22 protein-coding genes are annotated in these 25,893 nt (G+C 72.7%); 7 read left to right on the top strand and 15 right to left on the bottom strand.

The features are described 5' to 3' along the window. Positions 1-15: 15 nt before the first annotated feature. On the top strand, positions 16-1,290 hold the full coding sequence (locus tag AMK25_RS26335; RefSeq protein WP_073831078.1) for a glycosyltransferase family 4 protein: 1,275 nt from the start codon (positions 16-18) through the stop codon (positions 1,288-1,290). A gap of 75 nt (positions 1,291-1,365) precedes the next feature. Here the strand turns inward: AMK25_RS26335 and AMK25_RS26330 are convergent, their stop codons facing one another. The 4 genes from AMK25_RS26330 to AMK25_RS26315 form a co-directional block, all read right to left on the bottom strand. Further along, entirely contained in the window at positions 1,366-2,088 is a 723-nt protein-coding gene (locus AMK25_RS26330) for a CDP-alcohol phosphatidyltransferase family protein (RefSeq protein ID WP_030499403.1), read from the bottom strand. Further along, positions 2,063-3,130: an iron-containing alcohol dehydrogenase family protein gene (locus AMK25_RS26325; RefSeq protein ID WP_073831077.1), complete on the bottom strand. Its 1,068-nt coding sequence runs from the start codon at positions 3,128-3,130 to the stop codon at positions 2,063-2,065. The genes AMK25_RS26330 and AMK25_RS26325 overlap by 26 nt, the downstream gene beginning before the upstream one ends. Continuing rightward, complete coding sequence (locus tag AMK25_RS26320; protein ID WP_043327756.1) at positions 3,118-3,849, bottom strand: phosphocholine cytidylyltransferase family protein; 732 nt, start codon at positions 3,847-3,849, stop codon at positions 3,118-3,120. Before AMK25_RS26320 ends, AMK25_RS26325 begins: the two co-directional genes overlap by 13 nt. A gap of 70 nt (positions 3,850-3,919) precedes the next feature. Beyond that, on the bottom strand, positions 3,920-4,375 hold the full coding sequence (locus AMK25_RS26315; protein ID WP_241826495.1) for an NUDIX domain-containing protein: 456 nt from the start codon (positions 4,373-4,375) through the stop codon (positions 3,920-3,922). Between the two features lie 112 nt (positions 4,376-4,487). Between AMK25_RS26315 and AMK25_RS26310 the strand changes: the two genes are divergently transcribed. Beyond that, complete coding sequence (locus AMK25_RS26310; protein ID WP_073831076.1) at positions 4,488-4,880, top strand: CBS domain-containing protein; 393 nt, start codon at positions 4,488-4,490, stop codon at positions 4,878-4,880. Positions 4,881-4,975: 95 nt separating this feature from the next. On the opposite strand, the gene AMK25_RS26305 is transcribed toward AMK25_RS26310, so the two are convergent. The 9 genes from AMK25_RS26305 to AMK25_RS26265 form a co-directional block, all read right to left on the bottom strand. Next, positions 4,976-8,062 carry a malectin domain-containing carbohydrate-binding protein gene (locus AMK25_RS26305; protein WP_073831075.1) on the bottom strand — a complete coding sequence of 1,029 codons (3,087 nt, stop codon included), beginning with the start codon at positions 8,060-8,062 and terminating at the stop codon, positions 4,976-4,978. Positions 8,063-8,251: 189 nt separating this feature from the next. Next, positions 8,252-9,295, bottom strand: coding sequence for a glycoside hydrolase family 26 protein (locus AMK25_RS26300; RefSeq protein WP_073831074.1), 1,044 nt, complete (start codon positions 9,293-9,295; stop codon positions 8,252-8,254). 141 nt (positions 9,296-9,436) lie between these two features. Further along, positions 9,437-10,369, bottom strand: a complete 933-nt coding sequence (locus tag AMK25_RS26295; RefSeq protein WP_073831073.1) for a sulfotransferase family protein — start codon at positions 10,367-10,369, stop codon at positions 9,437-9,439. Positions 10,370-10,397: 28 nt separating this feature from the next. Beyond that, positions 10,398-12,011 carry an oligosaccharide flippase family protein gene (locus AMK25_RS26290; RefSeq protein ID WP_073831072.1) on the bottom strand — a complete coding sequence of 538 codons (1,614 nt, stop codon included), beginning with the start codon at positions 12,009-12,011 and terminating at the stop codon, positions 10,398-10,400. Next, positions 11,978-12,841: a sulfotransferase family protein gene (locus tag AMK25_RS26285; protein WP_073831071.1), complete on the bottom strand. Its 864-nt coding sequence runs from the start codon at positions 12,839-12,841 to the stop codon at positions 11,978-11,980. Before AMK25_RS26285 ends, AMK25_RS26290 begins: the two co-directional genes overlap by 34 nt. A 17-nt stretch (positions 12,842-12,858) precedes the next feature. Next, positions 12,859-14,064, bottom strand: a complete 1,206-nt coding sequence (locus AMK25_RS26280) for a hypothetical protein (RefSeq protein WP_073831070.1) — start codon at positions 14,062-14,064, stop codon at positions 12,859-12,861. Next, positions 14,064-15,548 (bottom strand): O-antigen ligase family protein, encoded by a 1,485-nt coding sequence (locus AMK25_RS26275; protein WP_073831069.1) that lies wholly within the window; start codon positions 15,546-15,548, stop codon positions 14,064-14,066. Before AMK25_RS26275 ends, AMK25_RS26280 begins: the two co-directional genes overlap by 1 nt. After that, positions 15,545-16,552: a DUF3048 domain-containing protein gene (locus tag AMK25_RS26270; protein WP_073831068.1), complete on the bottom strand. Its 1,008-nt coding sequence runs from the start codon at positions 16,550-16,552 to the stop codon at positions 15,545-15,547. Before AMK25_RS26270 ends, AMK25_RS26275 begins: the two co-directional genes overlap by 4 nt. Further along, positions 16,549-18,372, bottom strand: a complete 1,824-nt coding sequence (locus AMK25_RS26265) for a Wzz/FepE/Etk N-terminal domain-containing protein (protein WP_073831067.1) — start codon at positions 18,370-18,372, stop codon at positions 16,549-16,551. Before AMK25_RS26265 ends, AMK25_RS26270 begins: the two co-directional genes overlap by 4 nt. Before the next feature lie 498 nt (positions 18,373-18,870). On the opposite strand from AMK25_RS26265, the gene AMK25_RS26260 reads away from it, so the two are divergent. Genes AMK25_RS26260 through AMK25_RS26245 form a run of 4 tightly spaced genes read left to right on the top strand, consistent with a single transcriptional unit; the run spans position 18,871 to position 21,831 of the window. Continuing rightward, entirely contained in the window at positions 18,871-19,347 is a 477-nt protein-coding gene (locus AMK25_RS26260) for a polysaccharide biosynthesis protein (RefSeq protein WP_030499390.1), read from the top strand. Further along, positions 19,347-19,925 (top strand): glycosyltransferase, encoded by a 579-nt coding sequence (locus AMK25_RS26255; RefSeq protein ID WP_073831066.1) that lies wholly within the window; start codon positions 19,347-19,349, stop codon positions 19,923-19,925. The genes AMK25_RS26260 and AMK25_RS26255 overlap by 1 nt, the downstream gene beginning before the upstream one ends. Then, positions 19,922-20,920 carry a sulfotransferase family protein gene (locus tag AMK25_RS26250; RefSeq protein WP_073831065.1) on the top strand — a complete coding sequence of 333 codons (999 nt, stop codon included), beginning with the start codon at positions 19,922-19,924 and terminating at the stop codon, positions 20,918-20,920. Before AMK25_RS26255 ends, AMK25_RS26250 begins: the two co-directional genes overlap by 4 nt. Further along, a complete protein-coding gene (locus AMK25_RS26245; protein ID WP_013289266.1) occupies positions 20,917-21,831 on the top strand; it encodes a glycosyltransferase family 2 protein in 915 nt (304 codons plus the stop codon). The genes AMK25_RS26250 and AMK25_RS26245 overlap by 4 nt, the downstream gene beginning before the upstream one ends. Positions 21,832-21,889: 58 nt before the next feature. Here AMK25_RS26245 and AMK25_RS26240 read toward each other — a convergent pair whose 3' ends face one another. Beyond that, entirely contained in the window at positions 21,890-23,446 is a 1,557-nt protein-coding gene (locus AMK25_RS26240) for a hypothetical protein (RefSeq protein WP_073831064.1), read from the bottom strand. Positions 23,447-23,546: 100 nt separating this feature from the next. Then, positions 23,547-24,425, bottom strand: coding sequence for a 3'(2'),5'-bisphosphate nucleotidase CysQ (locus AMK25_RS26235; RefSeq protein ID WP_073831063.1), 879 nt, complete (start codon positions 24,423-24,425; stop codon positions 23,547-23,549). Between the two features lie 199 nt (positions 24,426-24,624). Here AMK25_RS26235 and AMK25_RS26230 point away from each other — a divergent pair, with 199 nt between their 5' ends. After that, positions 24,625-25,719, top strand: a complete 1,095-nt coding sequence (locus tag AMK25_RS26230) for an aminotransferase-like domain-containing protein (protein WP_030499384.1) — start codon at positions 24,625-24,627, stop codon at positions 25,717-25,719. Positions 25,720-25,893: the final 174 nt, after the last annotated feature.

The raw sequence follows: 25,893 nt of genomic DNA, 5'->3' as shown, positions 1-25,893 counted from the left end.
GTAGCCTTCTTTCCCGTGAGAATCGTGGTGGCGCACAACCGGTACCGGGAAGCCCAGCCCTCCGGCGAGAACACCATCGTCGACGCGGAGATCGCCCAGCTCACCGCCGCCGGCGTGGAGGTGCTGCCGTTCCTGCGCAGCTCCGACGAGATCCCGTCGATGTCCAAGCCGGCCAAGGCGCTGCTGCCGATCTCGCCGATCTGGGCACCGAAGGCCCAGCACGACCTGGACCGCCTGCTCACCGCGCACCGGCCGGACGTGCTGCACCTGCACAACCCGTACCCCCTGCTCTCGCCCTGGGTGGTGCGGACCGCGCACAAGCGCGGGGTGCCGGTGGTGCAGACAGTGCACAACTACCGGCAGGTCTGTTCCTCCGGCCTGTACTTCCGGGACGGCGTGATCTGCCAGGACTGCCGGGGCCGGGCGCTGGGCGTGCCGGCGATCGTGCACCGCTGCTACCGCAACTCGCGGGCGCAGAGCGCGCTGATGGCCACCACGCTCGCCGTGCACCGGCCGACCTGGAAGTCGGTGGACCGGTACATCGCGCTCACCACGGCAGTCGCTGATCATCTGCGCGACTACGGCATCCCGGACGAGCGGATCGTGGTCAAGCCGAACGCGGTGCCCGACCCGGGCACCCCGGCACCGGCCGGGAACGGCTTCCTCTTCATGGGGCGGCTCAGCCCCGAGAAGGGCCTGGACCTGCTGCTCGCCGCCTGGCGGCGGCATCCGGTGGGCGCGCTCGGCCCGCTGCGCATCGCCGGCGACGGCGAGCTGCGCCCGCTCGCCGAGGCGGCCGCCGCCGAGCGGCCCGACGTGCTCTACCTGGGCCAGCTCGACCGCTCCGGGGTACGCGCGGCGCTGGCCGACAGCTCCGTGGTGCTGGCCACCTCCACCTGGCACGACGTGCTGCCCACCGTGATCATCGAGGCGCTGGCGGCCGGCCGGCCGGTGCTCGGCACCGCGCTGGGCGGCATTCCGTACCTGGTGGGCGCGGACAGCCCGCGCGAGCCAGCCGGTACCGGCCCGGCCGAGGTGGCCACCGCGGCGCCGGGTGACGGGCGGGTTCCGCTGCCGGTCGGGGTGCAGCGCGGCGAGGCCGGCTGGGTGGTGGCGCCGGAGGCCGACGCGCTGGCGGCGGCGCTGCCACTGGCCGCTGCCGAGGCGACCGCGCTGGCCCCGGCGGCCCGCAGCCGCTACGAGCGCACGTTCCACCCCGACGTGATCACCAAGCGCCTGATCGACGTGTACGCCGGCCTGGCCGCCCCCGGAGGCCGTCCCGCGCGCTGAGCCCAGGTGTGTGCTGAGCCCAGGTGTTAGGAAGGGCCCCTTTTTATGCACGAGGCGTTAAGAAGGGGCCCTTCCTTACCGCAGGGAGGCGCGGGCGGAGAATGCGATGCTCGCCAGCAGGAAGCCGCCGTTGACGATCGTGAACGCGACCATCACCCAGAACGCCAGCGCGGGCGCGAAGGCCAGCACCAGGCCGGCCACGAAGATCACCGCGCCGTAGTCGCGAACCAGCTTGACCAGGCGTACCGGCAGCGAGGTCGAGGTGACCATGCTCGCCGCGTTCGGCCCGGACTGCATCACCGAGGTCACCAGGTTGACCATCCAGGTGCCCGCGAACACCGCCACCAGCCAGACCGGCGTGGACGGGCGCTGCGCCACGGCTGTCGCGCCGATGGCCGCGACGAGCGCGATCTGGGCGGCCACGTCGCAGAGCACGTCGATCCGGGCGCCGGCCGCGCTACCCTGACCGGTCACCCGGGCGAGCTGCCCGTCGGCGCAGTCCAGCGCGTACGCGATCTGCCACGCGACCAGCGCGAACAGCCCGACCGCCCAGGCCGGTACGGTGCCCGCGGCCACGTCGTCGGCGAGCGCCACCACGGTCACCGAGGCGGCCAGCCCGAGCACCAGGTTGGCCAGCGTCAGCGCGGTCGGGCGCAGCCCCAACCGCTGGGCCGCAAGCGCGAACGCGGCCCCGATCCACTGGCTGATGGACTCGCTGAACAGGCCGCCTCCCCGGTTGACCCGGTGGAAGTCGGCGACTGTGGGACGGGGCTCAGCCAATGTGGTCGCGGAGGGCACCGGCGTAGTCTGCCAGCCGCTCCCGCGTCTCGGTAGCGGACATCGCGAGGTGTTCGAGGATGGTGTAGCGGTCCGGCCGGGTGGCGGGGGCGAACTGCACCGCCTCCACGAACTGGTCGTCGGTCAGCTCGACCTCGGCGGGCAGCCGGGGCAGCCCGTGCCGGGCCAGGCAGGCCGCCATCTCGGCGAACCGGCGCTCGTCGCCGCGCAGGTACGTGCAGAACAGCGCGCCGAGCCCGGCCAGCTCGCCGTGCGAGGCGGTGCCGGGGAACAGCGCGTCGATCGCGTGCATGATCTCGTGGCAGCCGCCGCTGCACGGCCGGCTGGTGCCCTCGATCGCCATCGCCAGGCCACTGGAGATCAGCGCGTCGGCGAGCACCGTGACGAAGCCGTCGTCGCTCATGTCGCCCGGGTGGTTGAGCACCGCCTCGGCGCCGGCGCGCGACAGCGAGGCGGCCAGCCCGTCGACCCGCTCGCCGCGTACCCGCCGGGCCAGTTCCCAGTCGGCGAGCGCGCTGATGTTGCTGATCACGTCGCCGATGCCGGCCCGGTTGTGCCGTTCCGGCCCGGCCTCCACGAAGTCCAGGTCGACGATCACCGCGATCGGGATGTGCACGCCGTAGGAGCCCTTCAGGCCCTCGGTGATGAGGCTGGCCACCGGGGAGGCGATGCCGTCGTTGGCGAGACTCGTCGCCACCGAGACCATCGGCAAGCCGCGCCGGGTCGCGGCGTACTTGGCCACGTCGATCGTCTTGCCGCCGCCGATGCCGACCACCGCGTCGTACGACCGGCTGCGCAGCTTCGCTCCCAGGTCGTCGGCGGCGTCCAGCGTGCCCCCGGCGACTGTGAACACGTCAGCCGAGCGCAGCGACGGCCGGATCAGCTCGGCGATCCGCTCGCCCTGCCCCGGCCCGACCACCACGGCGACGTCACCACCGGCGGAGATCCGGCCGTCGGAGAGGATCGCCGCCAGGTCGGCCACCGCTCCCCGCCGCACGTCGATGTGCAGCGGGGTGAGGACGCTGCGGGCTAGTAGCGGCACGCGATCTCCCGCGCCCGGGCCAGATCGGCGTGGTTGTCGACCTCGACCCAGGAGACGTCACCGATCGGGGCCGCCCGCACCTCGCCACCGCGCTCGGCGAACTCCTGGTAGCCGTCCTCGTAGTAGAGGTTCGGGTCGCGCCGCCAGGTCGCCTCCAGCGCGTCGGCGAGCGGCTCGGCCACCTGCGGCTCGATCAGCGTCGCGCCGATGTACTCGCCGTACGCCTCGCCCGGGTCCATCAGCTTGGTGATCCGGGTGAGCTGGCCGGCCGCGTCGAAGGTGGTCTTCATCTCCTCCTCGGCCAGCGGCTTGAGCGTGTCCACGGCGAGCAGGATGCCCGGACCGCGCTCGGCCAGCAGCGTCTTCTCCACGCTCACCGGGTGCACGGTGTCGCCGTTGACGAGCAGCACCCCCCGGGAGAAGTACTCGCGCGCCAGCCAGAGCGAGTACGCGTTGTTCCACTCCTCGGCCTTGTCGTTGTGCACCAGGGTGAGCGTGACGCCGTACTTCTCCTCCAGGGCGGCCTGGCGCTGCCGCACCGCGTCGGCCGCGTAGCCGACCACGATCACGACCTCGTTCAGCCCCACCTCGGCGAGGTTGCGCAGCGCGATGTCGAGGATGGTGGTCTCCCCGTCGACCGGCACCAGGGCCTTGGGCAGGGTGTCGGTGTACGGCCGCAGCCGGCGCCCCGCTCCCGCGGCGAGCACCATCCCGATCATGCCGACACGCTTCTCTTCTCGACCCGATTCCACAGGGCGAGGATATCGCCGGGCGCCGACCGGCAGTGGTTCAGCCCGTCAGCCCGATCGAGCGCAGCGCCGCGAACCCGTCCTCGGCGATCCGCCGGATGAGCCCGTCGTTGACGTCCCGGTGCTCGTCGAGCAGCGCGACGTCCGACTCCGCCAGCCAACGGAACTCGGTGTGCTTGCCGGCTTCCAGCCGGGGCCGGCTCAGGTCGCCGTCCACCCGGACCAGGAAGTCGGTCTCCACCCGGGCCAGCCCGTCGTCGGCGGTGTAGCGGTATTCGCCGACCAGGCCGAGCACGTGCGACACGGACCAGCCGGTCTCCTCGGTGACCTCCCGGCGCAGCGCGTCGTCGATCTCCTCACCCGGTTCGAGGTGGCCGCCGACGATGTCCCAGCAGTTCGGGAAGAGGCGTCGGTCGGGAGATCGGCGTTGGATGAAGATGCGGCCGTCGTCGTCGACGATCAGCGCGCCGGCGCAGCGCAGGGGCTCTCGGGGCACCCTCCGACAGTAGCCATCCGCACCGTTTCCGGCGATGCCCGTCCTTGTCCCGGTGCGTATCGAGGGCTCACCATGTCCGTACTCAGTCGCCGTCCCACAGGGGTGATGTGTGATGCAGGTACGCGAAGCGATGTCCAGCGAGGTACTCGTGGTCGGGCCGGAGCACACGCTCCGGCAGGCGGCCCGGATGATGTCGGCCCGCGGTGTCGGGTCGGCGGTCGTGATCGACCCGGACTCCGAGGGGGTCGGGATCATGACCGAACGCGACGTGCTGAAGGCGATCGGTGCCGGGCTCGACCCGGATGTCGAACGCACCGGCGCGCACCTGACCTGGGACGTCGTCTACGCCGGCCCGGACTGGACGATCGAGGAGGCCGCCGCGGCGATGGCCCGGGGCGGATTCCGGCACCTGGTCGTGCTCGACGGGCGTGAGGTGGCTGGAGTGATCTCGGTACGCGATCTGATGCGGGTCTGGGCGGGGCGGCAGGCGCCGACCCGGAGCTGAACCGGCCCGGCGCGACGGGCGCCGGAACGGGCGATGGCCCGGCCGATACCGGCCGGGCCATCGTCGTATCTGTTCTGTTTCGGTCGCGCCGCCCGTCAGGGGCCGACGAAGACCGAGGTGCCGCGCCAGTCCACGTCGTCGACGCTCGGGCCGCTGCGCACCGTGGCGGTACCGGTCGGCACGCCGTCGGACCACGCCATCGACGCGAGGTTGCCGGTGCTCCGGGAGACGACGTAGAGCGTGTCGCCGTCCAGGAACAGGCCGCCCGCGTCGGCGAAGCCGGTGGTGCCGGTGACCGTGTTGCGCTCGGCGCCGACGGTGCCGGTGTCCGGCGCGAACCCGCGCCAGAAGAGCGTGCTCTGACCGGCCAGCGAGTAGTAGATCCGGCCGCTCTTGTAGAACATCGCCGTCACGTTCGGCAGTTCGGCGGAGAAGTTGCCGGTCATGCCGGCGTAGGTGGAGCCCTCCGGCGCGGAGCCGGTGACGACCAGGTCCCACTTCGCGTCGTGGTACGGGTCCAGCTTCTTCGCGGTGCCGAACTCGGTGCCGTCGAACGAGCGCTTGTAGAGGTCGCCGCCGACGCCGTAGAACAGGTCGCCGCCGACCCAGAACGCGCCCTTGACGGTCGACCAGCCGGTGTTGTCGCCGTTCGGCACCGACATCGCGTTGCCGACCGAGGACGCGCCGTCGTACGTCCGCTTGGTGATGCTGTCCACGGTGGTGGACGGCGGCACCGGCGGCAGCTTGACGATCTCGATGGCCTGCACCAGCGGGTTCTCCAGGACGCGACCGAAGTCGATGTCGATGTTGCCGTCACTGGTGACCGGGAACGCCCGCATGGTGCCCCGGTTGGTGGCGCCGATCGCCGTGATCGGGTCGAAGTTGCTCAGCTTGAGCACGCCGTCGATGCTCACGTTGAACTTGCGCTTGCCGGCGGTGGCGGTGCCGGCGTAGCGGTTGGCCAGGTAGAGCCGCACCTGCACCGGCGTGCCGGCCGGAACCGGGAAGTCCCACTGCATGTCCGGCGCGGTCGACTCGTCCCACCGCTCCGAGTTGAACAGCTCGACCGGCGTGCCGGACGGCACGGTGGCGTCGAGCGCGGCGTTGGTGGTGTAGCTGGTCACCTGGCTGCCGGTGTTGTGGTAGGTGCTCGGCGCGGTGGCGGTGTCCGCCGCCCAGGCCGGGCCACTGGGCGCGGCCATCTGGTCGCCGCCGGCGTTGACCCGGTAGAGCACGTCCGAGGCGTCCGGCGTGGGCGCGGTCTTGACGATCTCGATGCCGTGGACCAGCGGGTTCTGGACCACCCGGGCGAAGTCGATGTCGACCACGCCGTCGCTGACCAGGGAGATCGACTGCATGGTGCCGCGGTCGGTGCCACCGGCGGCGACGACCGGGTCGAAGTCGTTCAGCTTGAGCACGCCGTCGACGCTGACGTCGAACTTGCGGTTGCCCGGCTTGCTCGTGCCGGACCAGCGGTTGGCCATGTAGATCCGGACGTCGATCCGGGTGCCGGCCGCGACCGGGATGTCCCACTGCATGTCCGGCGCGGTCGCCTCGTCCCACCGCTCCGAGTTGAACAGCGTGGCCGGCGTGCTCGCCGGCACTGTGGCGTCGAAGGCCGCGTTCGTCGTGTACGTCGTCACGCTGTTGCCGGTGTTGTGGTACGGGCTCGGCGACGCCTCGCTGTCGGCGGCCCAGTCCGGCCCGCCGTCGGTGGCCGGGATGGCCGGACCACCGGCGTTGACCCGGTAGAGCACCTCGGTCTGCGCCGCGCGACCGGCCTGGTAGACGTTGCCCGGCAGGCCCTTGGTGCTTGTCGAGTGCGGTGCGTTGCCGCCGGCCAGCGGGAAGAAGGCGAGCCGCTTGCGCTGGTAGTCGAAGTCGCCGATGTACTCCTGGTCGCTGCCCAGCCAGAGCCCTTCCGGGGTCACCAGCATCTCGGTGACGCCGTAGCCGCGCGGGTGGCGGCCCGGGTTCCAGGACAGCGGCAGGCCGCTGACCGGGTCGAGGGCCGCGATGCTGGCACGCGGCACCGCACCCGGTCCGGCCTTGTCCCGGGCGAGCGGGTTGTTCGACCAGCGGAAGTGGCCGCCGACGTAGATGGCCTTCTCGCTGATGCCGACGGAGAGGAAGGTGTCGCCGCCGCTGAAGTTCGTCCAGGTCGGCTTCTGGCCGGCGCCGGTGGCGTCGGTCTCCCAGCGGGCCGCGGAGTCGCAGAGCGTGCCGGGGTAGGACGCGCCGGTGGTGACCACCACGAAGTACTTGCTGTCCGGGGAGAACTGCACGTCGCGTACCCACGAGTCGAACGCGGTGTACTTGCAGGCCGCGGAGTAGCCGTCGGTGTTCCAGTCGGCGACGGTGGCCGAGTTGGCGCCCAGGTTGATCCGCACGATCTGGTCGTGCACGACGCCGTCGGCCTTCTTGAAGTTGCCGATCACCACGAGGTGCTTGCCGTCCGGCGAGACGGTGAACTTCTCCACGCCGACGCCGGCCGAGGCCCCGTTGTTCGTCGGGGTCCAGTTGTGGTTCTCGGTGAGCGACACGGTGAGGTAGTCGTCCACCGCGCCGGTGGTCGGGTTCAGCGAGGCGAGCCCGTTGCGGGTGATCGTCGCGGTCGCCGTGGTGAAGATGCCGCCGACGAGCAGGTGGCCGTCGACGAGCGCGATGTCGTTGACGGTGCCGTTGAACGCCGGGCCCTTGAAACCTTCGACGGGCGTGCCGTCGGCGACGTTCAGCAGCGCCAGCTTGCGGAAGTTCTTGTCGCCGACCTTGTTGAACTTGCCGGCCACGTAGACAGTGCCCGGGGTCGGGCCGGCGATGACGGCGGTGACGTCATTGTCCAGCACCGGCGCGAACGCATTGTCGATCTTGCCGGTGGCCTTGTCGAAGGCGAGCAGCCCGCGGCGGTCGACCGGGGTGGGTGAGGAACCCCGGTTCTGCGCGTTGGTGAACGAGCCGCCGACGATCACCTTGCTGCCGGCGTCGTGGATGGCCACCACGTTGCCGTCGTTGATGTTCGGCGTCTTGTCCGAGGGCACCTCGCCGACCATCGTGCTGTGGTCGGGCGCGGGCGCGGTGGCCGGCGCGGCGAGCGCCGGCACCGGTGTGAACAGGGTGGCGATGCCGAGTACGGCAGCGCCGAAGGCGGACACCGAGCGGTGTCTCAGGATCGAGGAAGCCACAGGCTACTCCGGGGGGAATACGTCGGAGGCGCTGCGATCGTGGCCGGTGCCGACTTGAGGCGGGGCGTCACTCGACCGACCGCAGACGTGAGAGCAATACCTTCTCGCATTCGCCGGTCGCGCGTCCACCCGGGATCGGCCTTTTTGGCCGAGGAAACGGCCCGGGTCACACGAAAAGACGAGCGACGATCACTCGCCGGACACGGAGGGTTGCCCTGAGGAGACACTCAGGTCGGGCATCGGTGGCTGGAAGTACGGATCCGTCGCCATTTCCCGGAAGACCTTCTCGCTCTCCGGGTCGTCGCCGAACGTGCTGTCGTAAATCGGCTTCTGCGTCTGCCGCGCCGCGAAGTAGACCGCCGCCTTGATCTGCGGGTGCTTCTTCAGGTACGGCCCGACCTCGCGCATCCAGTCGGCCCGCTGGCCCGGACGCCCGTCCTGGGTCAGGCCGTACTCGCCGATGATGACCGGCCGTGGGTGCTTCTTGGCGAACGCCATGAAGTGGTCCATGCGGTTGGAGAAGCTGTTCCACTCCGGGCTGGGATAGACGTCGGCGCAGAGCCAGTCGACCTGGTCGTCACCGGGGTAGTAGGCGGCGGCCCGTCGCTGCGGCTCGGCGAAGCCGTCCGCGTGCGGGCACCACACCCAGGCCGCGTTGGTGACGCCCATCTCCGTGAAGATGCCGCGGACGTGTTTCCATGCGGCGACGTAGTCCTCCGGTGAGTGCATGCTCGCGGCCAGGTTGGGCCGGTCCATCTCCCACCGGTAGCGCAGCAGCACCGGAACGCCGAACTCCTTGACGTCCCGCGCGCGTTCCCGGATCAGCGTGTCGTAGGTGCCGCTGACCGTCGAGCGGGTGTCGGTGCCCTGCCAGGAGATCATCTGGAGCTTGCCCCGGGCCTGGAACGCCCGCTCGCTGGCGCCCGGGAACGGCTCGTTCCACTCGTGGAACATGTGCGCGATGGCGAGCGTGCCGCCGGCGGCCCGGTTGAACTCGTCGAACGCGGCGGCCCGCCCGGTGGCGGTGTGGTACTGCGGCTTGACCCAGGTGCCGAGCCAGGCCCCCTGCTCCGGCGGCTCCGGCCCCCGTCCGGTGGTGCGGACCGGCGCGGTCCGCGGCGTCACAGTCGGTGGGGGCGGCGCCGCGGTGGTCCCCTCGTCGGACCGATCGGAGCCGATCTCGCAGGCCGTCACCGCCGGCGCCAGCAAGGCCAGGCCCAGCACGGCAGCCATCGTCAGTCGTAACCGTCGTACCACCGCAACCTCTCCCCAGGACGGTCGCCGGCACGGTGTGGGCCCTGACGGATCCGCGTCAGCGGAGAGGCACGCCGGGCCGGGCGGGCGACCCCTGGCACTCTACCCGGGGAGGCGCGCTCAGGCGGGGTAACCGAGCTCGGTCAGCAGCGGGCCGGCCTGGTCCAGCACGTCGGTCAGATCCTTTTCGGTCAGTCGCTGCCGCCAGCGTCCCACCGAGCCCGGCCGGGCCTTGGCGAAGCGGGCGTGCAACGCCGCCCGGCCGGCCGGGTCGCGTACCTCAAGGAAGTCGGCGACCACCTCGGCGGCCTCCGCCGGCCGGGTGACGACGTCCTCGTAGCGCAGGTGGCGGACCCGGTCCGCGGGCAGCTCGGCGAGCTGGGACAGCGCGCTGCCGGTGAAGCGCCGCCACATCCAGGCCGACCGGCCCAGGTCGGAGACCCGGGTGAACTCCTCGCGCCGCTCCGGCTCCACCCAGAACCTCGGCGCGGCGCCCCACGGCGTACCGCCCCGGCCGCTGCGGCCGGTGCCCGTGGACGCGGCGTTCAGCCAGGGCTGCTCGGCGTGCGACACCGCCACGTCCCGGCCGTCGCGGTAGACGTGCAGGAAGACCGCGTCCGGGAAGACCTCGGTCAGGAACGGCACGATGAAGCAGTTCTCCGGGTCCTTCTCGGCGAAGCGCAACCCGCCGTGCCCGGACGCGGCGAGCAGCGCGCCGTAGTAGCCGCGGAAGTAGCGGGCGGCCCGCTGCGGCGTCCAGCTTCCCTCGTAGACACAGCGGGCGACCGCCTTGGTCAGGCGCGGCTCGAAGTGGTACGACACGTCCGGCAGCGCGCCGACGCAACTGCCCAGGAACGTGGTGCCGGAACGCGGGGCGCCCAGGATGAAGATCGGGCGCTCCACCTTCAGCGTGAGGCGGCGGCTGCCCGCCTCCACCGGCCGTTCCAGCTCGCGGCGTTCCTTGCGGTCCGCCAGCAGGCCGACCGCGGCGAGCTTCGCGGCCTTCACGGTGGACAGGCCGGCGTGCGGGGCGAGGGGGGAGTCGCTGGTCATCGAAGGTCCCATCGGTGCGCAGGATCGGTCAGGACTGGGCGGCCGGGTCCGACCCGGCGCGGTTGCGGCCGCGGCGCAGGGCCCGCAGCGCGTCGAGGTTCAGGGTGCGCCGCCAGCGCCAGACACCCGCCACGTACGCGGCCAGGCCGACGGCGGTCACCAGCGCGAGCACCGGCGTCGTGGCGTCGAGCAGGCTCGCCGCGCCGAGCGGCAGGCCCAGCGCGACGACGGCGAGCGCCATCGCGGTACGGGTGCCGGCGCCGAACGGGTGCAGCCGCATCGACCACCAGAGCTGGGTCAGCGGCACCAGGTTGGTGACCAGGATCGAGACGGTCCAGGCCAGGGCCGCGCCGAGGATGCCGAACCGCGGGATGAGCAGCAGGTTGCCGACCACGTTGAGCACGGTGCCGGTCATCGCGTTGTAGAACGTCCACGCGGTGCGCCCGGCCATGTTGAGCACCATGTCGACCATGCCGCAGCCGGTGGCCAGCAGCATGGTCAGCGCCAGCAGCACCACGACCCGGCGGCCGTCGGCGTAGTCGCCTCCGAACAGCGCCAGCATCGGCGTGGCGAAGGCCGCGAAGATCAGGTACGCGGGCCAGGAGAGGATCACCAGCCAGCCGGTGGCGACCTGGTAGAGCTGGCCCGCCTCGGCCCGGTCGTTGCGGGCGAACGCGGCGGCCAGCCGGTGCTGCACCGAGCTGGACAGCGCGACGCTGGAGAGCTGGCCCAGCGCCAGGAACCGGGTCGCAGCCGTGTAGATGGCCGCCTCGGCCGGCCCACGCAGCGCGCTGAGCAGCACGATGTCCAGTCGCTGCACCACGATCGCGGCCAGGCTGCTGACCGCGCGGGGTCCGGTGAAACGCCAGAACGGCCCGGCCAGCTCACGCGCCGGCACCGGCCGGGCCACCTGGCGACCGGCCCGGCCGACGAGCCGGCTCAACCAGAACAGCGCGACCACGGCGGCGAGCAGGTACGGCACCACCCAGGCCAGCGGCAGCGCCACGGTGGCGGACAGGCCGAGCCAGGCGGCCACCGCCACGGCCAGGAACTGCACCAGCGTGCGACCGAGCCGCTCCACTGTGAGCAGCGGGCGCATCTGACCGAAGCCGCGGCAGGCGGCGAGCGCGTAGTCGTTGAGCGCGGCCAGCGGCACGAACGCCAGCAGGATGCGCAGCGCGGTCACCGCCTCCGGGCCGGCCTCCGGCATGGTGGCCCGGGCCAGCGCCGGCGCGGCCAGCCAGCCAGCCAGCCCGAGCAGCGCGCCCACGACCAGCACCGGCAGCAACCCGACCAGGATCGTGCCGCGGATCTGGTCGCGGCGGTCGAGCGTGCGCTGGCGGCTGACGAAGTAGACGGTGCCGACGTCGGTGCCGAGCCGGGCCGCCGACGCGGCGATCATGAACGCGCTGGTGGCCGCGAAGAACATGCCGGCCTCGCGGACCGACCAGCCCCGGGCGATGACGATGTTCAGGCCGAAGCCGGCCACCGCGGCCAGCCCGACCCCGACCAGGTTGGCGAAGCCCTGCCGGGCCGCGCCGCCGAGCCCCGCGCCCGGTCCGGGCGGCGGAGCGGTGAGCGTCGGGGTGCCGCCGGCGTCCGGCCGGGTCACCGCCGCCACGACGGCACGCGTCCCCACCACGCCGCCAGCCGCTCGTCGTACGGGGCGAAGTGGTCCTCCAGCCGGGCCCGCAGCTCCGTCGACATGGGCGAACGGGACCGCGAGTTGTGCTTGCCGAACGCGATGTCCGCCCAGCGGGGCAGCCCGAGGAAGTCGCAGACCGCGTCGAAGGACGGGCGCGGGTCGGCGAAGAAGTCGTCGCTGTCGATGACGTGCATCCGCTCCCGGCCGACGAGCGCCTCCAGCCGCTCCAGCTGCTCGATGTAGCGGCCCCGGGCCAGGTACGCGTTGTGCTGCAGGTGCTCGCTCGCGTACGCGGCCGAGCGGATCATCCGCTCCCGCTCGCCCGCGGTCCGCTGCTCCTCCAGGGCCAGCGCCCGCTCGAAGTCCGACTCGGTCTCGTAGCCGCGGGCCAGCTCGTGCGAGTGCGCCGAGTAGGCGCGCTCCACCGGGTCACGCAGCAGCACCAGCAGCTTCACCGAGGGCAGGTCCTTGGCGATCCGCTGCCCGGCCAGCGGGTGGAACATGTAGTACGGGCTGGACTCGCCGGTGATTCCGCGTACCCCGATCTGGGCCTTCACCGCGTCGGCCTTGGCCGTGGTGGGGAAGTGCCCGAGGTACCAGTTCATCCCCCGGTGGTAGTCCATGTCGAAGTAGTGCACGCCCTTGTGGTACGCGGGCGGCAGCACGCCGGGGTGCTGCGAGAGCGTCTTGAACAGCGAGGTGGTGCCGCAGCGCTGCGCCCCCACGATCAGGAATCCCGGCACCATCCGCGAGCCTGCGGTCAAGCGACCGACCGTCCGGCTCACCGACTTCACCGCGCGGAGCGCCTGCTCCCTGGCCACCGTCACGTCCCCACTCCTCACTCTCACCGGGCCCGGCGGGCCAGGTGTTCCTCCACGGCGGGCAGCAGCCAGGTGTCGACGTGCCCCAGTCGCGCACCTGCCTCCGCCTGCCGGTCGCGCAGGTAGCGCGCAGCCAGCTCCACCAGGTAGAGCACGGCGACCAGGTCGGCGTCCCCGGCCGCCTGGTCGAACGGCGCCAGCGTGTCCGCCGCGCCGGCGACGAGCGTACGCGCGGCCTCGACCGGTTCCACCCCGTCGTGGCTCATCGCGCCCTGCACCGCAAGGTGCAGCGCGTCGTACCCGGCCGGCACGTCCGCCTCGAACCGTTCCCAGTCCCAGACCAGCACCCGCCCGTCGGCGAGCACCGCGCTGTTGCCGCCGTTCCAGTCCCCGTGCCACGCGCCGAAGGCGACCACCGGGTCGGCGTCCGCGACGGACTTCAGCACCGCGCGCAGCCGCCCGGCCTCCGGCCGGGGCCCGAGCGCGTCCACCGCGGCGGTGAGTCGGGTCGCGTGCGAGCTGGCCGCCCACGGTTGCCGGCGTACGCCGAGGCAGCCGGCGACCGCCACCATGGCCGCGCGCTCGCCCGCCTGCGCGGCGGCCGGGGCGGCCCGGGGCAGCCGCACCGGCAGCGCCTCCTGCACGAGCAGCGCGTGCCCGTGCCAGTCGCCGTGGTGGCGTACCCCGGCCAGGACCACCGGGCCGAGCGGCACCTCGGCGAGTCGGCGCAGCGCGTCGGCCTCCGCGTGGACGAGCGCGCGGGTCAGCGGGTCGACGCCGAGTTTCGCGTACCCGAGGGCCCGGCCGTCCGGGGCGAGCAGTTGCAGCACCGGCTTGCGGTTCGCGCGGGCCGGCCCGATGTGCAGGCTCACCAGCGCCGGCTCGCCCAGCACCTGGGCCAGGTGCGCGTCCAGCCCGCCGCCGTCGACGACCAGCCGGTCGCGGAAGACCAGCGGCCCCAGACCGAGCCGGAACGCGGTGGCCAGGCCCTGCCGGACCAGCTTGGCCTTGCGGCCGACGGCCTCGGTGGAGTGCCGGACCGCGCTCGCCGCCGCCCGGCCGGAGCCGGTGGGCACGAGCAGCCGAGGGCGGGCCGCCGAGGGCACCACCACCCAGCCGGCGCCGCCGCGGCGCAGGCTGGGCTCGGCCGGCGCGGGCCAGATCAGCCCGGCCAGTTCACCGAGGTACGCGGCACGGCCGTCGCCGTCCGGGGGTACGCGGAACACCATCAGCGGTCACCGGTCGTTTCCAGTCGGGCCCGGAGCCCGGCGATCGTGCCCTGCGGTGGCGCGGGCGCGAGCGACCGGCGGATCCGGTCGTTGCGGGCCAGCAGGGCGACAGTGATCAGGGCGTAGGCGAGTGTTGCTTCCATCGCACCGTAGGTGAACTGGAAGAAGAGCATGAGGATGAGTACGAGCGTGCCGGCGATCCCGATGGCGCTGTGGTCGCGCCGGTAGCGCCAGATGCAGTAGATGAAGAAGGCGTTGTAGCAGATCGCGCCGATCCAGCCCTGCCCGACGAGCAGCGCCCAGACCTGGCCGTTGCTGCCCAGCTCCCGGTTGCCGCACTGCTTGCAGTCCTCGGACTTGCCGATGGCGATCGAGCGGTTGCTGCCGATCAGCGCCCGGTTGCCGCCGTAGCCGAGGACCGGCGAGTGGTTGGCCGCGGTGACCGCGCCCTGGGACAGCGTGGTCCGGATGTCGTCGCTGTGCCCGTTCTGCAGGCGTTCGTCGAAGGTGCGGCCGAGCGGGGTCGCGACGATCAGCACGCCGATCAGTCCGACCGCCAGGGCGAGCCCGCCGAGCACCACCATCCGGCCGCGCAGCGCGAGCCGCAGCGCCACGTACGCGGCGGCGATGCCGAGGCCGATCCAGAGGCCGCGGTTGAGGGAGTAGACGATCGGGAAGATCGCCGCCAGCGCGATGGCCACGCCGGCGGTGCGGCGCAGCGGCCTGCCCAGCACCACCCAGCCGACGATCAGCCAGACCAGCAGGATCGCCGTGTTCTGGCCCCACGAGTTCGTGTAGGTGAACGGCGCGGACGGGCGGGGCGAGCTGGCCTCCCCCTCGATCACCTGCTGCACCTGGGCGAACTTGATCTCCATGAGCGAGGTGACGTACGGGTGGCCGGCGATCGACTGCGGCAGGACGAACCGCAGCGGCGCGACGAACTTGAGGTTCGGGAAGAGCGAGCCGATCCAGCCGCCGAGCACGACGACCACGCCCATGAACCCGAACAGCCGCACCATCCGGCGCTGGGACAGCTCCCGCTCGCGCAGGTTGTAGACGTAGAGCATGGTCACGGTCATCGCGACGTAGTTGGCGAGCCGGATGCCCCAGCCGATGTACTTGCCGCTGCCGCCGGGCGGCAGCGTGTTCGGCGCGGTGAGGTCGAGGGTGAGCACGGACAGGAACACCCAGAGCAGCAGGATCAACCAGATCCCGAAGCCCGGCGGCACCCGGACCGGGCCGCGCTTGCGCATCTGCGCCACCATCGGCACCGCGAAGATGACGAACACGAAGCTCGACACCCCGAGCACCCACCACAGCGGGTACAGCAGGAAGACCGCGATCAGCGGCCATGCCGTCGGCAGCCGCCACGACCAGCCCTCCGGCCGTACCCGCACCGGGCGGAGGCGGTTCCCGCCGGGCGGCGACACCGCGGCGAGCGGAACCGACCCGCGCGCGGTACGGGGCGGGGTGGCGGTGCTCATTTCACGGAGACCTTGGCGGTGGTCGGCGCGTAGATCACCCAGGCGTTGCCGGGCTGCGGATGCAGGAGGTCGCCGCCGGTGTCGGCGAGCGTGCAGACCAGGGGCAGGCCGGGCTTGCGCCACCGGCCCTTGGCGCTGTTCGGCCCGGACACGGCGACCACCGCGCCCTCACCGAAGACGTTCGCCGAGGGCAGCGAGCGCGGGGACGGGTTGCGTACGTCGAGCGTGCGGTACTCCATCGTCAGCACGATGACGGAGGCGGCGGTCACGGTGACCTTGCCGATCTTGCCGGCCCAGACGGACTTCGCCTGGTCGTACCGCCAGACCATCGGCGGACCGCCGGAGACGGAGACGGTGAGTTCGGTGGCGGGGGCGAGGTCGCGGGCGGCGAGCGCCTCGCCGTCGGTCGCGTGGTCGAGCGGCGGGGTGGGCGGCTGGCCCCCCTTCGGAGCGGCCTTGAGCAGCGCTGCGGTCGACGTGTAGCCGCCGGAGAACACCTTGCTGTCGTCGTCGGGCGTGACGCCGTCGAGGTCGGAGTTCTCGAACTGGGTGAGGAAGCCGGTGGGGCCGCCGTTGTAGCCGACGAACGGGCGCAGCACCGTGAGTGACCGGATGTCGACCGGCCGGATCTCGGTGACCGGGCCGATCTTCGTGGCGTCCTTGGAGTGGAACACCGCGGTCAGGTGCAGCGTGTCCGCCTCGGCGAACTCGGCGTAGACCAGGTCGGCGGCGTCCAGGCCGGCCGGTGTGGTCGCGGGGCTCACCCGCAGCGGCACCGCGACCGCCTGGCGGGTCGCCGCGGCCGGAGTGCTCACCGGAGCGCCGGTCAGCGGGCCCTTGGGCAGGGTCGGCGAGGCGCTGGCCGCGGACGGCGAGGCGGTGACGTCGCCCGGGTCCACCACCTGGACCTTGCCCGGCTTGGGCTCGGGCTCGCTGCACCCGGTCCCGACGCCGAGGACGACGGCGGGGACGATGGCGGCGCGGAGCATCTGCCGACGGTTCACCCAAGGTCCTCGCCGGAGTCGAGGGCGTAGCTGCGGCCGTCGCCGTCACCCCGGGAGCGGTAGGTGCCGCCCGTGCCGTTGAGCGGCACCGGTTTGCCCGGGACGCCGGGCGGGGTGGCCTTGCCGGGCATCTGCGGCGCCGGAGCGGCCGGCTTCGCCGGGGCGGGGCGGGACGACTGCATGCGCGGCAGCACCATGGTCGACTCGGCGGACGGGCCGGGGCTGGGCCGGGGCTTGGGCCGGTTGGCCGGGGCAGCCGGCGCGCTCGACGCGTTCGACCCGCCGGACGTGGCCGGGCGGGTGGCGCCTGCGGGCGGGTCCGGCAGGCGCGGAGCCAGCACGGCGCCGATCACCGGCGCGTTCACCTGCTCGAACTGCTGGAGGGCGGCGGTGATCTCACCGCTGCGGGTCTTGCCCGCCTCGGCCACCATGATCACTGCGTCGACGTACCGGCCCAGGGCCTGGGCCTCCACGGCGAACGTGGGCTGCGCGGTCTCGATCAGCACGTGGTCGAAGCGCGCGGACAACTCGTGCAGGATCTCCAGCAGCCCGGCGACCGGCAGTTCGACCTCGGCGTCCAGGTCGCCCGGCACCAGCACCCGGAGCTGGCCCAGCCCTGGCACCGGCGCGAGCGCCTTGAGCGGGGGCACGTCGCGGCGCAGCACCGAGGCGAGGCTGTGCCGCCCCTCGGCGACTCCGGTGATGGCGCCCACCGCCGAGTCGGGCTTCGTGGTGATCAGCGCGACCTGCTGGCCGGTACGGGCGTACGAGGCGGCGAGGTTGGCGGCGACGAACCCGGCGGCGGTGCCGGCCGAGGCGTCACAGAGCAGCAGTTGACGCCCGCGCCCGCCCTGCGCCGCTTCGGGCACGGCGGAGAGCAGCACGTTGCGCAGCCGGCCCAGCTCGCGGGAGGCCCGGTGGGTGGCCGGCAGGACTGCGAGCGACGGCGCGCGCGACGGCAGTTCCACGAGCAGCGGCAGGCCGACCCGGTCGGAGATGTCGCGTCCGCGCCGGATCCGGGTGTCGAGCCGGTCCAGCACCAGCGCCAGCACGATGCCGAGCAGCAGGCCCGCGCCCATGCCGCTGGCCAGGTTGAGCGTGCGGTTCGGCGAGCTGGGCCGCTCCGGCAGCCGGGCGTCGGAGATGATCTCGCCGGGGTCGGAGCCGGCCGCGCCCAGCGGGTTGAGCCGGTTGTACAGGCCGTTGATCTGGTTGGTGATGACGTTGCGCTCGGCCTCGGCCCGCTCCCGCTCGGGCGAGTTGGACGGCGCGGCCGAGATCCGCCCGGCGACCGCGCTCAACTGCTTCTGCAGGTCGGCGATCTGCTGCTTGAGCGCGTTGGTCTCGTTCTCCAGCGTCTTCTGCGCGGTGGCCTTGCGCAGGTCCAGGTATGCCTGGGCGAACGCGTGCGAGCCCGACTGGGCGCCCTCGGGGCTGTTCGCCTCGTACGCCACCTGGAGGATCTGGCTGTTCGGCGGGACCTTGACGGTCACCGACTTGACGAGCTGGTCGGCCCCGGTGTCGACCTTCATCAGCGCCTTGGCCCGCTCGGCCACCACGAGCGAGCGGACCACCTGGGCCTCGGTGTCGAGGTTGACCTTGGCGTTGGGGTTGTTCTCCGCGCCCGAGCCGAGCGGGCGCACCAGCAGCGAGGTGGTCGAGGTGTAGCGCGCCTCCTGGACCTGGCTCAGCGCCAGCCCTCCGCCCAGACCGAGGACCGCGGCGAGCAGCAGGATCCACCAACGGCGGCGCAGCCAGCCCAGGTAGGCCATCAGGGCAAGACCGTCGGCGTCGCTCTCGACCAAATGGGGTGAGGGCATCAGAGTCTGTCGCTCCCTTTCGACCGAGCCGGGCAGTCCACGGCACAGCTGGACCTGACCGTGGCCTTGAGTGTCCCCGATCCGAACGACGAGGGAAAGTCTGCTCACGTTCCGGTAAGCCTGCCCGGGTGTGGGCAGCCCGCGTAGAAATGGCCGATCGGCGCTGACCATTCGGCGGGTTTCCCGGTGCCGGGCCCGACTTGCCCCCGGTAAAGCCGACGTCGTCGCCGGCTCTCGTGCGGAGCGGTGACGGAATCCTGACACATCTCACTTCGTCCGGGTGTCCCGGCCCGTCGTCCGGGTGCGGCCGGGCTGACCTGCCCGATGGCCGGTCGACGCGCATCCCGTTGACGGGAATCGCGAGGTGAGCCGACCGGCGAGCCAGGATCCATCCAATGGCCCCTTCAGTTGCCCACGGGCGCGCCAGTAGGTTGTCAGGACGCGTCCGAGGAGCATTCACAAAATCCGGACGCGTCATCCGCGTACGGGAGGACGTTTGTGGTGAGCGGGTCAACCGAGGACTCGGGGCAGGTCCTGCTGGTGGGTTCCAGTGGCGGGCACCTGGCCCAGCTCCTGGCCCTGGAACCGTGGTACCGGGATCGGCGCCGCGCATGGGTAACCTTCGACACCCCGGACGCGCGCTCGCTGCTCGCCGGTGAGGACGTGGTCTGGGCGCACCACCCCACCACACGCAACGTCAAGAACCTGGTACGCAACGCGTTCCTCGCGCTGAAGGTCATCCGCCGGCGCCAGGTCGACGCGGTCGTCACCACCGGCGCCGGGGTCGCACTGCCGTTCGTGGTGGCGGCCCGCATGCGCAAGATCCCGACGGTCTACATCGAGGTGTACGACCGGATCGACAGCGCGACGCTCACCGCCCGGCTCTGCCGGCCCTTCCTCTCCGCGATGCTCGTGCAGTGGGAGGAGCAGCGCCGGATGTACCCGGAGGCGACTGTCGTGGGGAACCTCCTCTGATGGCGCACATTCCCCAGCAGCGGGACCGGCGGTCGAGGCCGTTCGTGCTGGTCGTGGTCGGCACCGACGTGCACCGCTTCGACCGGCTGGTCGGCTGGCTGGAACGCTGGCACGCCGCCCGGCCCGAGGTCCGGCTGGTCCTCCAGTACGGCCACAGCCGCACCCCGGCCCTGCCCGAGGCCACCCCGTTCCTCGGCCACGAGGAACTCCAGCGGGCGATGGCGGAGTCCACGCTCGTGGTCAGCCACGGCGGCCCGGCCACCATCACCGAGGCCCGGCGCACCGGCCACCTGCCGATCGTGGTGCCCCGCGACCCGGCGCACGACGAGCACGTCGACAACCACCAGCAGTTGTTCTCCCGCCGCCTGGGCGCGGCCGGCATGGTGCGGCTGTGCGAGTCCGAGGCCGAGCTGGTCGCCGCGCTGGACGAGGGCCTGGCCGACCCGGGCCGGTTCGTCCTGGCCGCCGACCCGGGCCGCCCCGACCCGCGCGCCGAGGCGGTCGCCCGGGTCGGCGCGGTGATCGACGGCCTGGTGGCCAGCCGGGTACGGCAGCGGGCCGTCGGGCGGCGCGGATGAGCGGCCCGGACCCGGCTCCGCCGCGGGTCCTCTTCGTCGGCGGCCTCGGCCGCAGCGGCTCCACGCTGCTGGAGCTGCTCCTGGCGCAGAGCGCCGACGTGTGCGCCGTCGGTGAGGTCGTGCACCTGTGGGAGCGGGCCCTCGGGGCCGACGAGCGGTGCGGCTGCGGCGAGCGGTTCACCGCCTGCCCGTTCTGGCGGCAGGTCGGCGACCTGGCGTTCGGCGGCTGGGCCGCCGTCGACCGGGACGACGTGCTGGCGCTCAAGGACCGGGTCGACCGGACCCGGCACATCCCCCGGCTCGCCAAGGAGGCGCTCCCGCCGGAGCAGCTCGCCGACGTGCGCCGCTACGCCGACCTGTACACCCGGATCTACCGGGCCGCGCTCGCGGTGACCGGCGCCCGGGTGGTGGTCGACTCCAGCAAGCACGCCTCGCTCGCGTTCGCGCTGCGCTGGGCCGAAGGGCTCGACCTGCGGGTGCTGCACCTGGTCCGGGACAGCCGGGCGGTGGCGTACTCGTGGGGCAAGCAGGTGCGCCGTCCCGAGGTGGTCGACGGCGAGGACTTCATGCCGACCTTCTCGCCGTTCGAGGTGAGCAAGCTGTGGACCGCGCAGAACGCGGCGTTCCACCTGCTCGCCTCCCGGGCGAAGGTGCTGCGGCTGCGGTACGAGGACTTCACCGCCGACCCGGCCGGCACCGTACGCCGGGTGCGGGACTTCGCCGGCCTGCCGGACGACCCGGCCGCGCTGCGGATCCTCTCGGCGGACGCGGCCGACGCGGCGAGCGATCCGGCCGCGCCGTTCCGCGCGCACAGCGTCGCCGGCAACCCGCTGCGGTTCAGCGGCGGGCCGTTGACAGTGCGCCGCGACGAGGCATGGCGCGACCGCCTGCCGCGACGCAGTCGTGCCGTGGTCAGCCTGGCCACGCTTCCCCTGCGGGTCCGCTACGGCTATCTGGGCCAGCGGGGATCCGACGAGTCCGTGGAGAGAGCATGAGTGGGCCGAGCATCTCGGTCGTCGTACCGACGCGAGACCGTCCGGAGCTGCTGCGTGCGGCGCTCGACGCGATCCTCAGCCAGGCGCACCCGGGCCTGATCGAGGCGATAGTCGTCTACGACCAGTCCGAGCCGGACCGGTCGCTGGAGACCGACCGGGGTGACCGCCGGATCCGGGTGATCACCAATACCCGTACCGCCGGGCTGGCCGGCGCGCGCAACACCGGCATCGAGGCAGCCACCGGCGACTGGGTGGCGTTCTGCGACGACGACGACGAGTGGCTGCCCGGCAAGCTCGCCGCCCAGTTCGGGGCGCTCGACGCGCACCCGGACGGCGCGCTGGTGAGCTGCGGCATCCGGGTCAGCTACGACGACCGTACGGTGGACCGCTCGCTGGACCGGGCCCGGATCTCGCTGGAGGCGCTGCTGCGCGACCGGCTCACCGAGCTGCACCCGTCCACGTTCCTGATCCGCCGGGCCGCGCTGCTCGACGCGATCGGCCTGGTCGACGAGCAGATCCCGGGCAGCTACGCGGAGGACTACGAGTTCCTGCTCCGCGCCGCCCGGTACGCCCCGCTGGTGAACGTGGAGAGCCCGTACGTGCTGGTCCGCTGGCACAAGCGGTCCTACTTCGCGCAGCGCTGGGAGACCATCTCGACCGCGTTGCAGTGGCTGCTGCGCCGCTACCCGGAGTTCGCCACCGTGCCGCACGGCGAGGCGCGGGTGGCCGGGCAGATCGCGTTCGCGCAGGCCGCAATGGGCAATCGGCGGGACGCGGTCCGCTGGGCGCGGCGCACGCTGGCCCGCAACCCGAAGGAGCCGCGCGCCTACCTGGCGCTGGCGGTGGCGAGCCGGGCGGTGCAGGCCGACCGGGTGCTGCGCACGCTGCACAAGCGCGGCCGGGGCATCTGACGCGTACGCGAAACGGGCGGGCGACCGAGGTCGCCCGCCCGTCGTCGTTCCGCTGCGATCAGGCCGTGCAGAAGGACTTCCACGCCTGGATGCTCGGCTGGTCGAGCAGCCGGAAGTCGCCCTGGCTGACGGTCTGGTTGTAGTACGCCACGAACTCCGGCCGCTGGCCGTTGAGGAAGCTCGTCATCGACCGGATCCAGGCCGCCCTCCCGGCGCCCGGGTCACCGGGAACCAGGTCACTGCCGGTCTCCGCGACGCCCCACGGCTTGCCCAGCGCCTTCGACTTGCTGATCATCGGGCCGTAGATCTCCTGCGGCGGGGCGTACCGCTTCCACTTCTTGCCCCAGTTGTAGCAGTCCCAGCCGAGCGTCTCGATCACGTCGGAACCGGGGTAGAACGCGTCGAAGCTGCGCCCGGACTTCGGGTCGAGCGTCCAGCACATCAGGATCAGCGTGTTGATCAGCTTGGGGTTGTTCGCCCGGGCGGCCAGGCCGGCCACCCGCTTCCACGCGGTCCGGTACGCCTCGGTGGTGAAGGCGCCGCGCTCGACGTCGTCCTCCGGCTCGTGGAAGTACGACCAGTAGACGTTGTGCTCGCGCGGGATCGAGGCGAACCAGGAGGTCAGGCGGGAGTCGAACTTGCCGGTGTTGATCTCCTGCGGCGCGGCCTTGAAGGAGACCACAACGGTCCGGTCCACCACGTCCGCCCGGCTGCCGGACCAGGCCGGCGGCAGGCCGGGGAAGAAGATCCGGGCCATCCGCAGCTTGCCGAACGTCCGATCGGAGCGGGCCAGCGCCTGACCGAACGTCTCCCCGTTCTGCACGCCGATCGAGGCGCCGGGCAGCGTCAGCCGCGTACCGCCGAAGGCCGGTCCCGCGTTCTCGGAGGCCGACGGGCGGGCCGAGGGCTTACCGCCGAGGCCCTGGTCGGCGCTCGGGGACGCGCCGGGGGTCCCGGGCGCGCCCGGTCCCGTCGACGTGGCCGGGCCGAGCGCTCCGGGCGCCTCACCGGCCTGCGGGTTCGCGGAGTCGGGCCGCAGCGCGGCCACCGCGACCCCGCCGCCGGCCACTGCCAGCGCCAGCGCCGCCGCGACCGCCACGCGCCAGCGTCGCCGGGCGCCGCCGGGCGACGGAGGCGTCCCCGGGGCGAGCGGCGGAGCGGGTGGCCGGCCGGGCCCACCGGAGGCCGGCCCGTGCGGGGCGTCCACCGGGGGCGGTCCGGTCAGGGTGGCGGTCGCCGCCGTGCCCGCACCCCATCCTGCCGTGCCCGCCGGGCCACCCGCAGCCGCGCCGGGCCCGGACCGGCCGGGCTCGTCGTGCGGCGCCCAGTCGGCGTGACCGTCCCCCGCCGGTCCGGCCTGCGGTGCCCAGCCGGCGCCACCGTGGACCGTCGGTTCGTCCTGCGCCCAGGCGGCGTCCTGGTGGCCGGTGTGGGGCACCTCGTGCTCCGGCCAGGGCAGGTCACCGCCGGTCCGGGCCGGTGGTGGCGGAGACGAGGTGGCCTCGGTCTCCGGCCAGGGCAGCGACGGTCCGCGTGCCTGGCGTGGAATGTCCTGACCCGGCCACAGGCCGGTCGGCTGCCCGAAGGCGTTGTGCGGCTCTCGATCGGCCGGCATGACCCTCCCTGGCTGTCGGCGGCCCGTGTCCGGGCTCAGATCGCCACGCATACCTGCCCGACGATAACCCTCATTCACCTGGCCGTATGTACCGTGACACTCAACCGAACGCCTGACCGTGGTTGTCGGTGACGGTCGAAGCGGGCATCTCGACCCCGGTCCGCGCGATCGCGTCGAGCAACTGGTCGGACAGTTCCGGCCGGCAGACCAGCAGATCGGGCAGGCGCGGGTCGGCGCGGTTGTAGCGCAGCGGCGAACCGTCGATCCGGGACGCGTGCATGCCCGCGCCGAGCGCCACGGCGACCGGGGCGGCACTGTCCCATTCGTACTGGCCGCCCGCGTGGACGTACGCGTCGACCTCGCCGGTCACCACGGCGCAGACCTTCACACCGGCCGAGCCCATCGGTACGGCGGTCGCGCCGAGCATCTCGACCAGCTCGCCCACGAACGCGGGCGGGCGGCTGCGGCTCACCGCGATCCGGATCGGCCCGTCGGACGCCTTCGGTGGCGGGCAGGTGGTGCCGAGCACGAGCGGCGTACCGTCCACGGTGGTCCGCGCCGGCATGCCGACCGCCCCGGCGACCAGGGCGCCGTCGGGCGCGGCGGAACGCTGCCAGAGCGCCACGTGCACCGCCCAGTCGTCCCGGCCCTCCTCGGAGAACTCGCGGGTGCCGTCCAGCGGGTCGATGATCCAGACCCGGTCCGCCTCGTGCCGGGGCGCGCGCTCGCCGTCCGCCCACGCGCGGCGGGCGTCGGCCTCCTCCTCGGAGAGCACCGCGTCGGCCGGCCGCAGCCGGGCCAGCGCCGCCGTCATCAGCTCGTGCGACGCGCGGTCGCCGGCGTCCTTGAGCGCCTTCGGGTCGGCGAAGCCCTGCCGGTCGCGCAGCGCGGTGAGCGCCTTGCCGGCCTCGGTCGCCAGCCACTGCGCGAACCGCTGGTCGTCGAGCCGTCCCGCCTCGTCCTCGGTCACGAGCCTCATCCCTTGTTCTCCCGGGTCTGCCGCGACCCGTCATCCTTCGGCGTCCGGTGCGACCGGTGCCAGCGTCCGTCGGATCGTAGACAGTCGCGAGCGGTTGTCGGATCCCCCGTCGGCCCAGGTCGCCGCCACCGGCCGCCCGCATGTTGAACTTCGCGTGTATCGCGGTCGGACCCGCCGGGCCAGGCCCTAGGCTCTGCGCATGACCGCCGAGCAGCTGATCTCGTTCGCCCGTGGCGCGCCTTCGCTGGACATCGTCGATGTCGAAGGGCTCAAGGCCGCCGCTGTCCGCGCCTTCGACGCCGACCCCGCCGGGGTCACCGCGTACGGCACCTCCGTCGGCTACCCGCCCCTGCGGAAGTGGATCGCCGAGAAGCACGGGGTCGAGGCCGATCAGGTGCTGATCACCAACGGCTCGCTGCAGGCCGACGCGTTCCTCTTCGACCACCTGGTCCGCCGGGGTGACGCGGTGGTGGTCGAGCGCCCGACGTACGACCGCACGCTGCTGAACCTCCAGCAGATGGGCGGCGAGGTGCACGGCGTGACGATCCAGCCGGACGGCCTGGACACCGCCGAGCTGCGCAAGCTGCTGGAGTCCGGGGTACGGCCGCGTCTGGCGCACGTGATCCCCAACTACCAGAACCCGGCCGGCGTGACCCTCTCCCTGGAGAAGCGCCGTGAGCTGCTCGACCTGGCCGCCGAGTACGGGTTCACGATCTTCGAGGACGACCCGTACGCGGACATCCGGTTCCGGGGCGAGCCGCTGCCGTCGATGCTGTCGATGGACACCCGGGGCGTGGTGGTGCACGCGTCCAGCTTCACCAAGACGGTCTGCCCGGGCGTGCGCGTCGGCTACCTGGTCGGCCCGGCCGAGCTGATCGCGACGATCGCGAAGCGCGCCACCAACCTCTACATCTCGCCCGGCATGGTGGCCCAGGCGATCGTGCACCAGTTCTGCGTCTCCGGCGCGATCGAGGAGTCGATCCGGACGGTCCGTACGGCGCTCGGCGAGCGGTCGGCGGTGCTGGCGGAGTCGCTGCGCCGGCACATCCCGGAGGCCCGGTTCGTGGAGCCGGACGGCGGCTACTTCCTCTGGGTCGAGCTGCCGGAGGACGTCGAGGTGGACCGGCTCGCGCCGGCCGCCGCGGAGCGCGGCGTGGCGGTGGTGAAGGGCAGCGACTTCATGGTCGACGGCGGCCGGCACGCGCTGCGGCTGGCGTACTCGGCTGTCACCGCGGACCGGATCGACGAGGGTGTCCGGCGGCTCGCGGAGGCGATGGCCGCCGTTCGCGGCTGATTATCTGTCGGGTTTCTGACAAATAGGCCCCGCTGGCCGGTTCGGCACTCCCGCTGGACCGGCCAGCAGCCCACAATGCTGCGAGTGTCGTTCACCTTTTGGTGACCCGGCCGCTCCGGCCAGGGCCGACGGCACGCCCAGCATCACTCCCGCCCCCCAAGGGGTGCCGGGTGG

The sequence above is a fragment of the Micromonospora sp. TSRI0369 genome, from assembly GCF_001905625.1.
GTDB classification, from domain to species: Bacteria; Actinomycetota; Actinomycetes; order Mycobacteriales; family Micromonosporaceae; genus Micromonospora; species Micromonospora echinospora_A.
This window is presented reverse-complemented; position numbering and strand designations above follow the sequence as displayed.

Excerpts from the sequence above, each read along its gene's own strand:
- AMK25_RS26320 (WP_043327756.1), bottom strand. The coding sequence starts at position 3,849 with ATGATCGGGATGGTGCTCGCCGCGGGAGCGGGGCGCCGGCTGCGGCCG.
- AMK25_RS26310 (WP_073831076.1), top strand. The coding sequence starts at position 4,488 with ATGCAGGTACGCGAAGCGATGTCCAGCGAGGTACTCGTGGTCGGGCCG.
- AMK25_RS26300 (WP_073831074.1), bottom strand. The coding sequence starts at position 9,295 with ATGGCTGCCGTGCTGGGCCTGGCCTTGCTGGCGCCGGCGGTGACGGCC.
- AMK25_RS26295 (WP_073831073.1), bottom strand. The coding sequence starts at position 10,369 with ATGACCAGCGACTCCCCCCTCGCCCCGCACGCCGGCCTGTCCACCGTG.
- AMK25_RS26280 (WP_073831070.1), bottom strand. The coding sequence starts at position 14,064 with ATGGTGTTCCGCGTACCCCCGGACGGCGACGGCCGTGCCGCGTACCTC.
- AMK25_RS26275 (WP_073831069.1), bottom strand. The coding sequence starts at position 15,548 with ATGAGCACCGCCACCCCGCCCCGTACCGCGCGCGGGTCGGTTCCGCTC.
- AMK25_RS26265 (WP_073831067.1), bottom strand. The coding sequence starts at position 18,372 with ATGCCCTCACCCCATTTGGTCGAGAGCGACGCCGACGGTCTTGCCCTG.
- AMK25_RS26255 (WP_073831066.1), top strand. The coding sequence starts at position 19,347 with ATGGCGCACATTCCCCAGCAGCGGGACCGGCGGTCGAGGCCGTTCGTG.
- AMK25_RS26250 (WP_073831065.1), top strand. The coding sequence starts at position 19,922 with ATGAGCGGCCCGGACCCGGCTCCGCCGCGGGTCCTCTTCGTCGGCGGC.
- AMK25_RS26245 (WP_013289266.1), top strand. The coding sequence starts at position 20,917 with ATGAGTGGGCCGAGCATCTCGGTCGTCGTACCGACGCGAGACCGTCCG.
- AMK25_RS26240 (WP_073831064.1), bottom strand. The coding sequence starts at position 23,446 with ATGCCGGCCGATCGAGAGCCGCACAACGCCTTCGGGCAGCCGACCGGC.
- AMK25_RS26235 (WP_073831063.1), bottom strand. The coding sequence starts at position 24,425 with ATGAGGCTCGTGACCGAGGACGAGGCGGGACGGCTCGACGACCAGCGG.
- AMK25_RS26230 (WP_030499384.1), top strand. The coding sequence starts at position 24,625 with ATGACCGCCGAGCAGCTGATCTCGTTCGCCCGTGGCGCGCCTTCGCTG.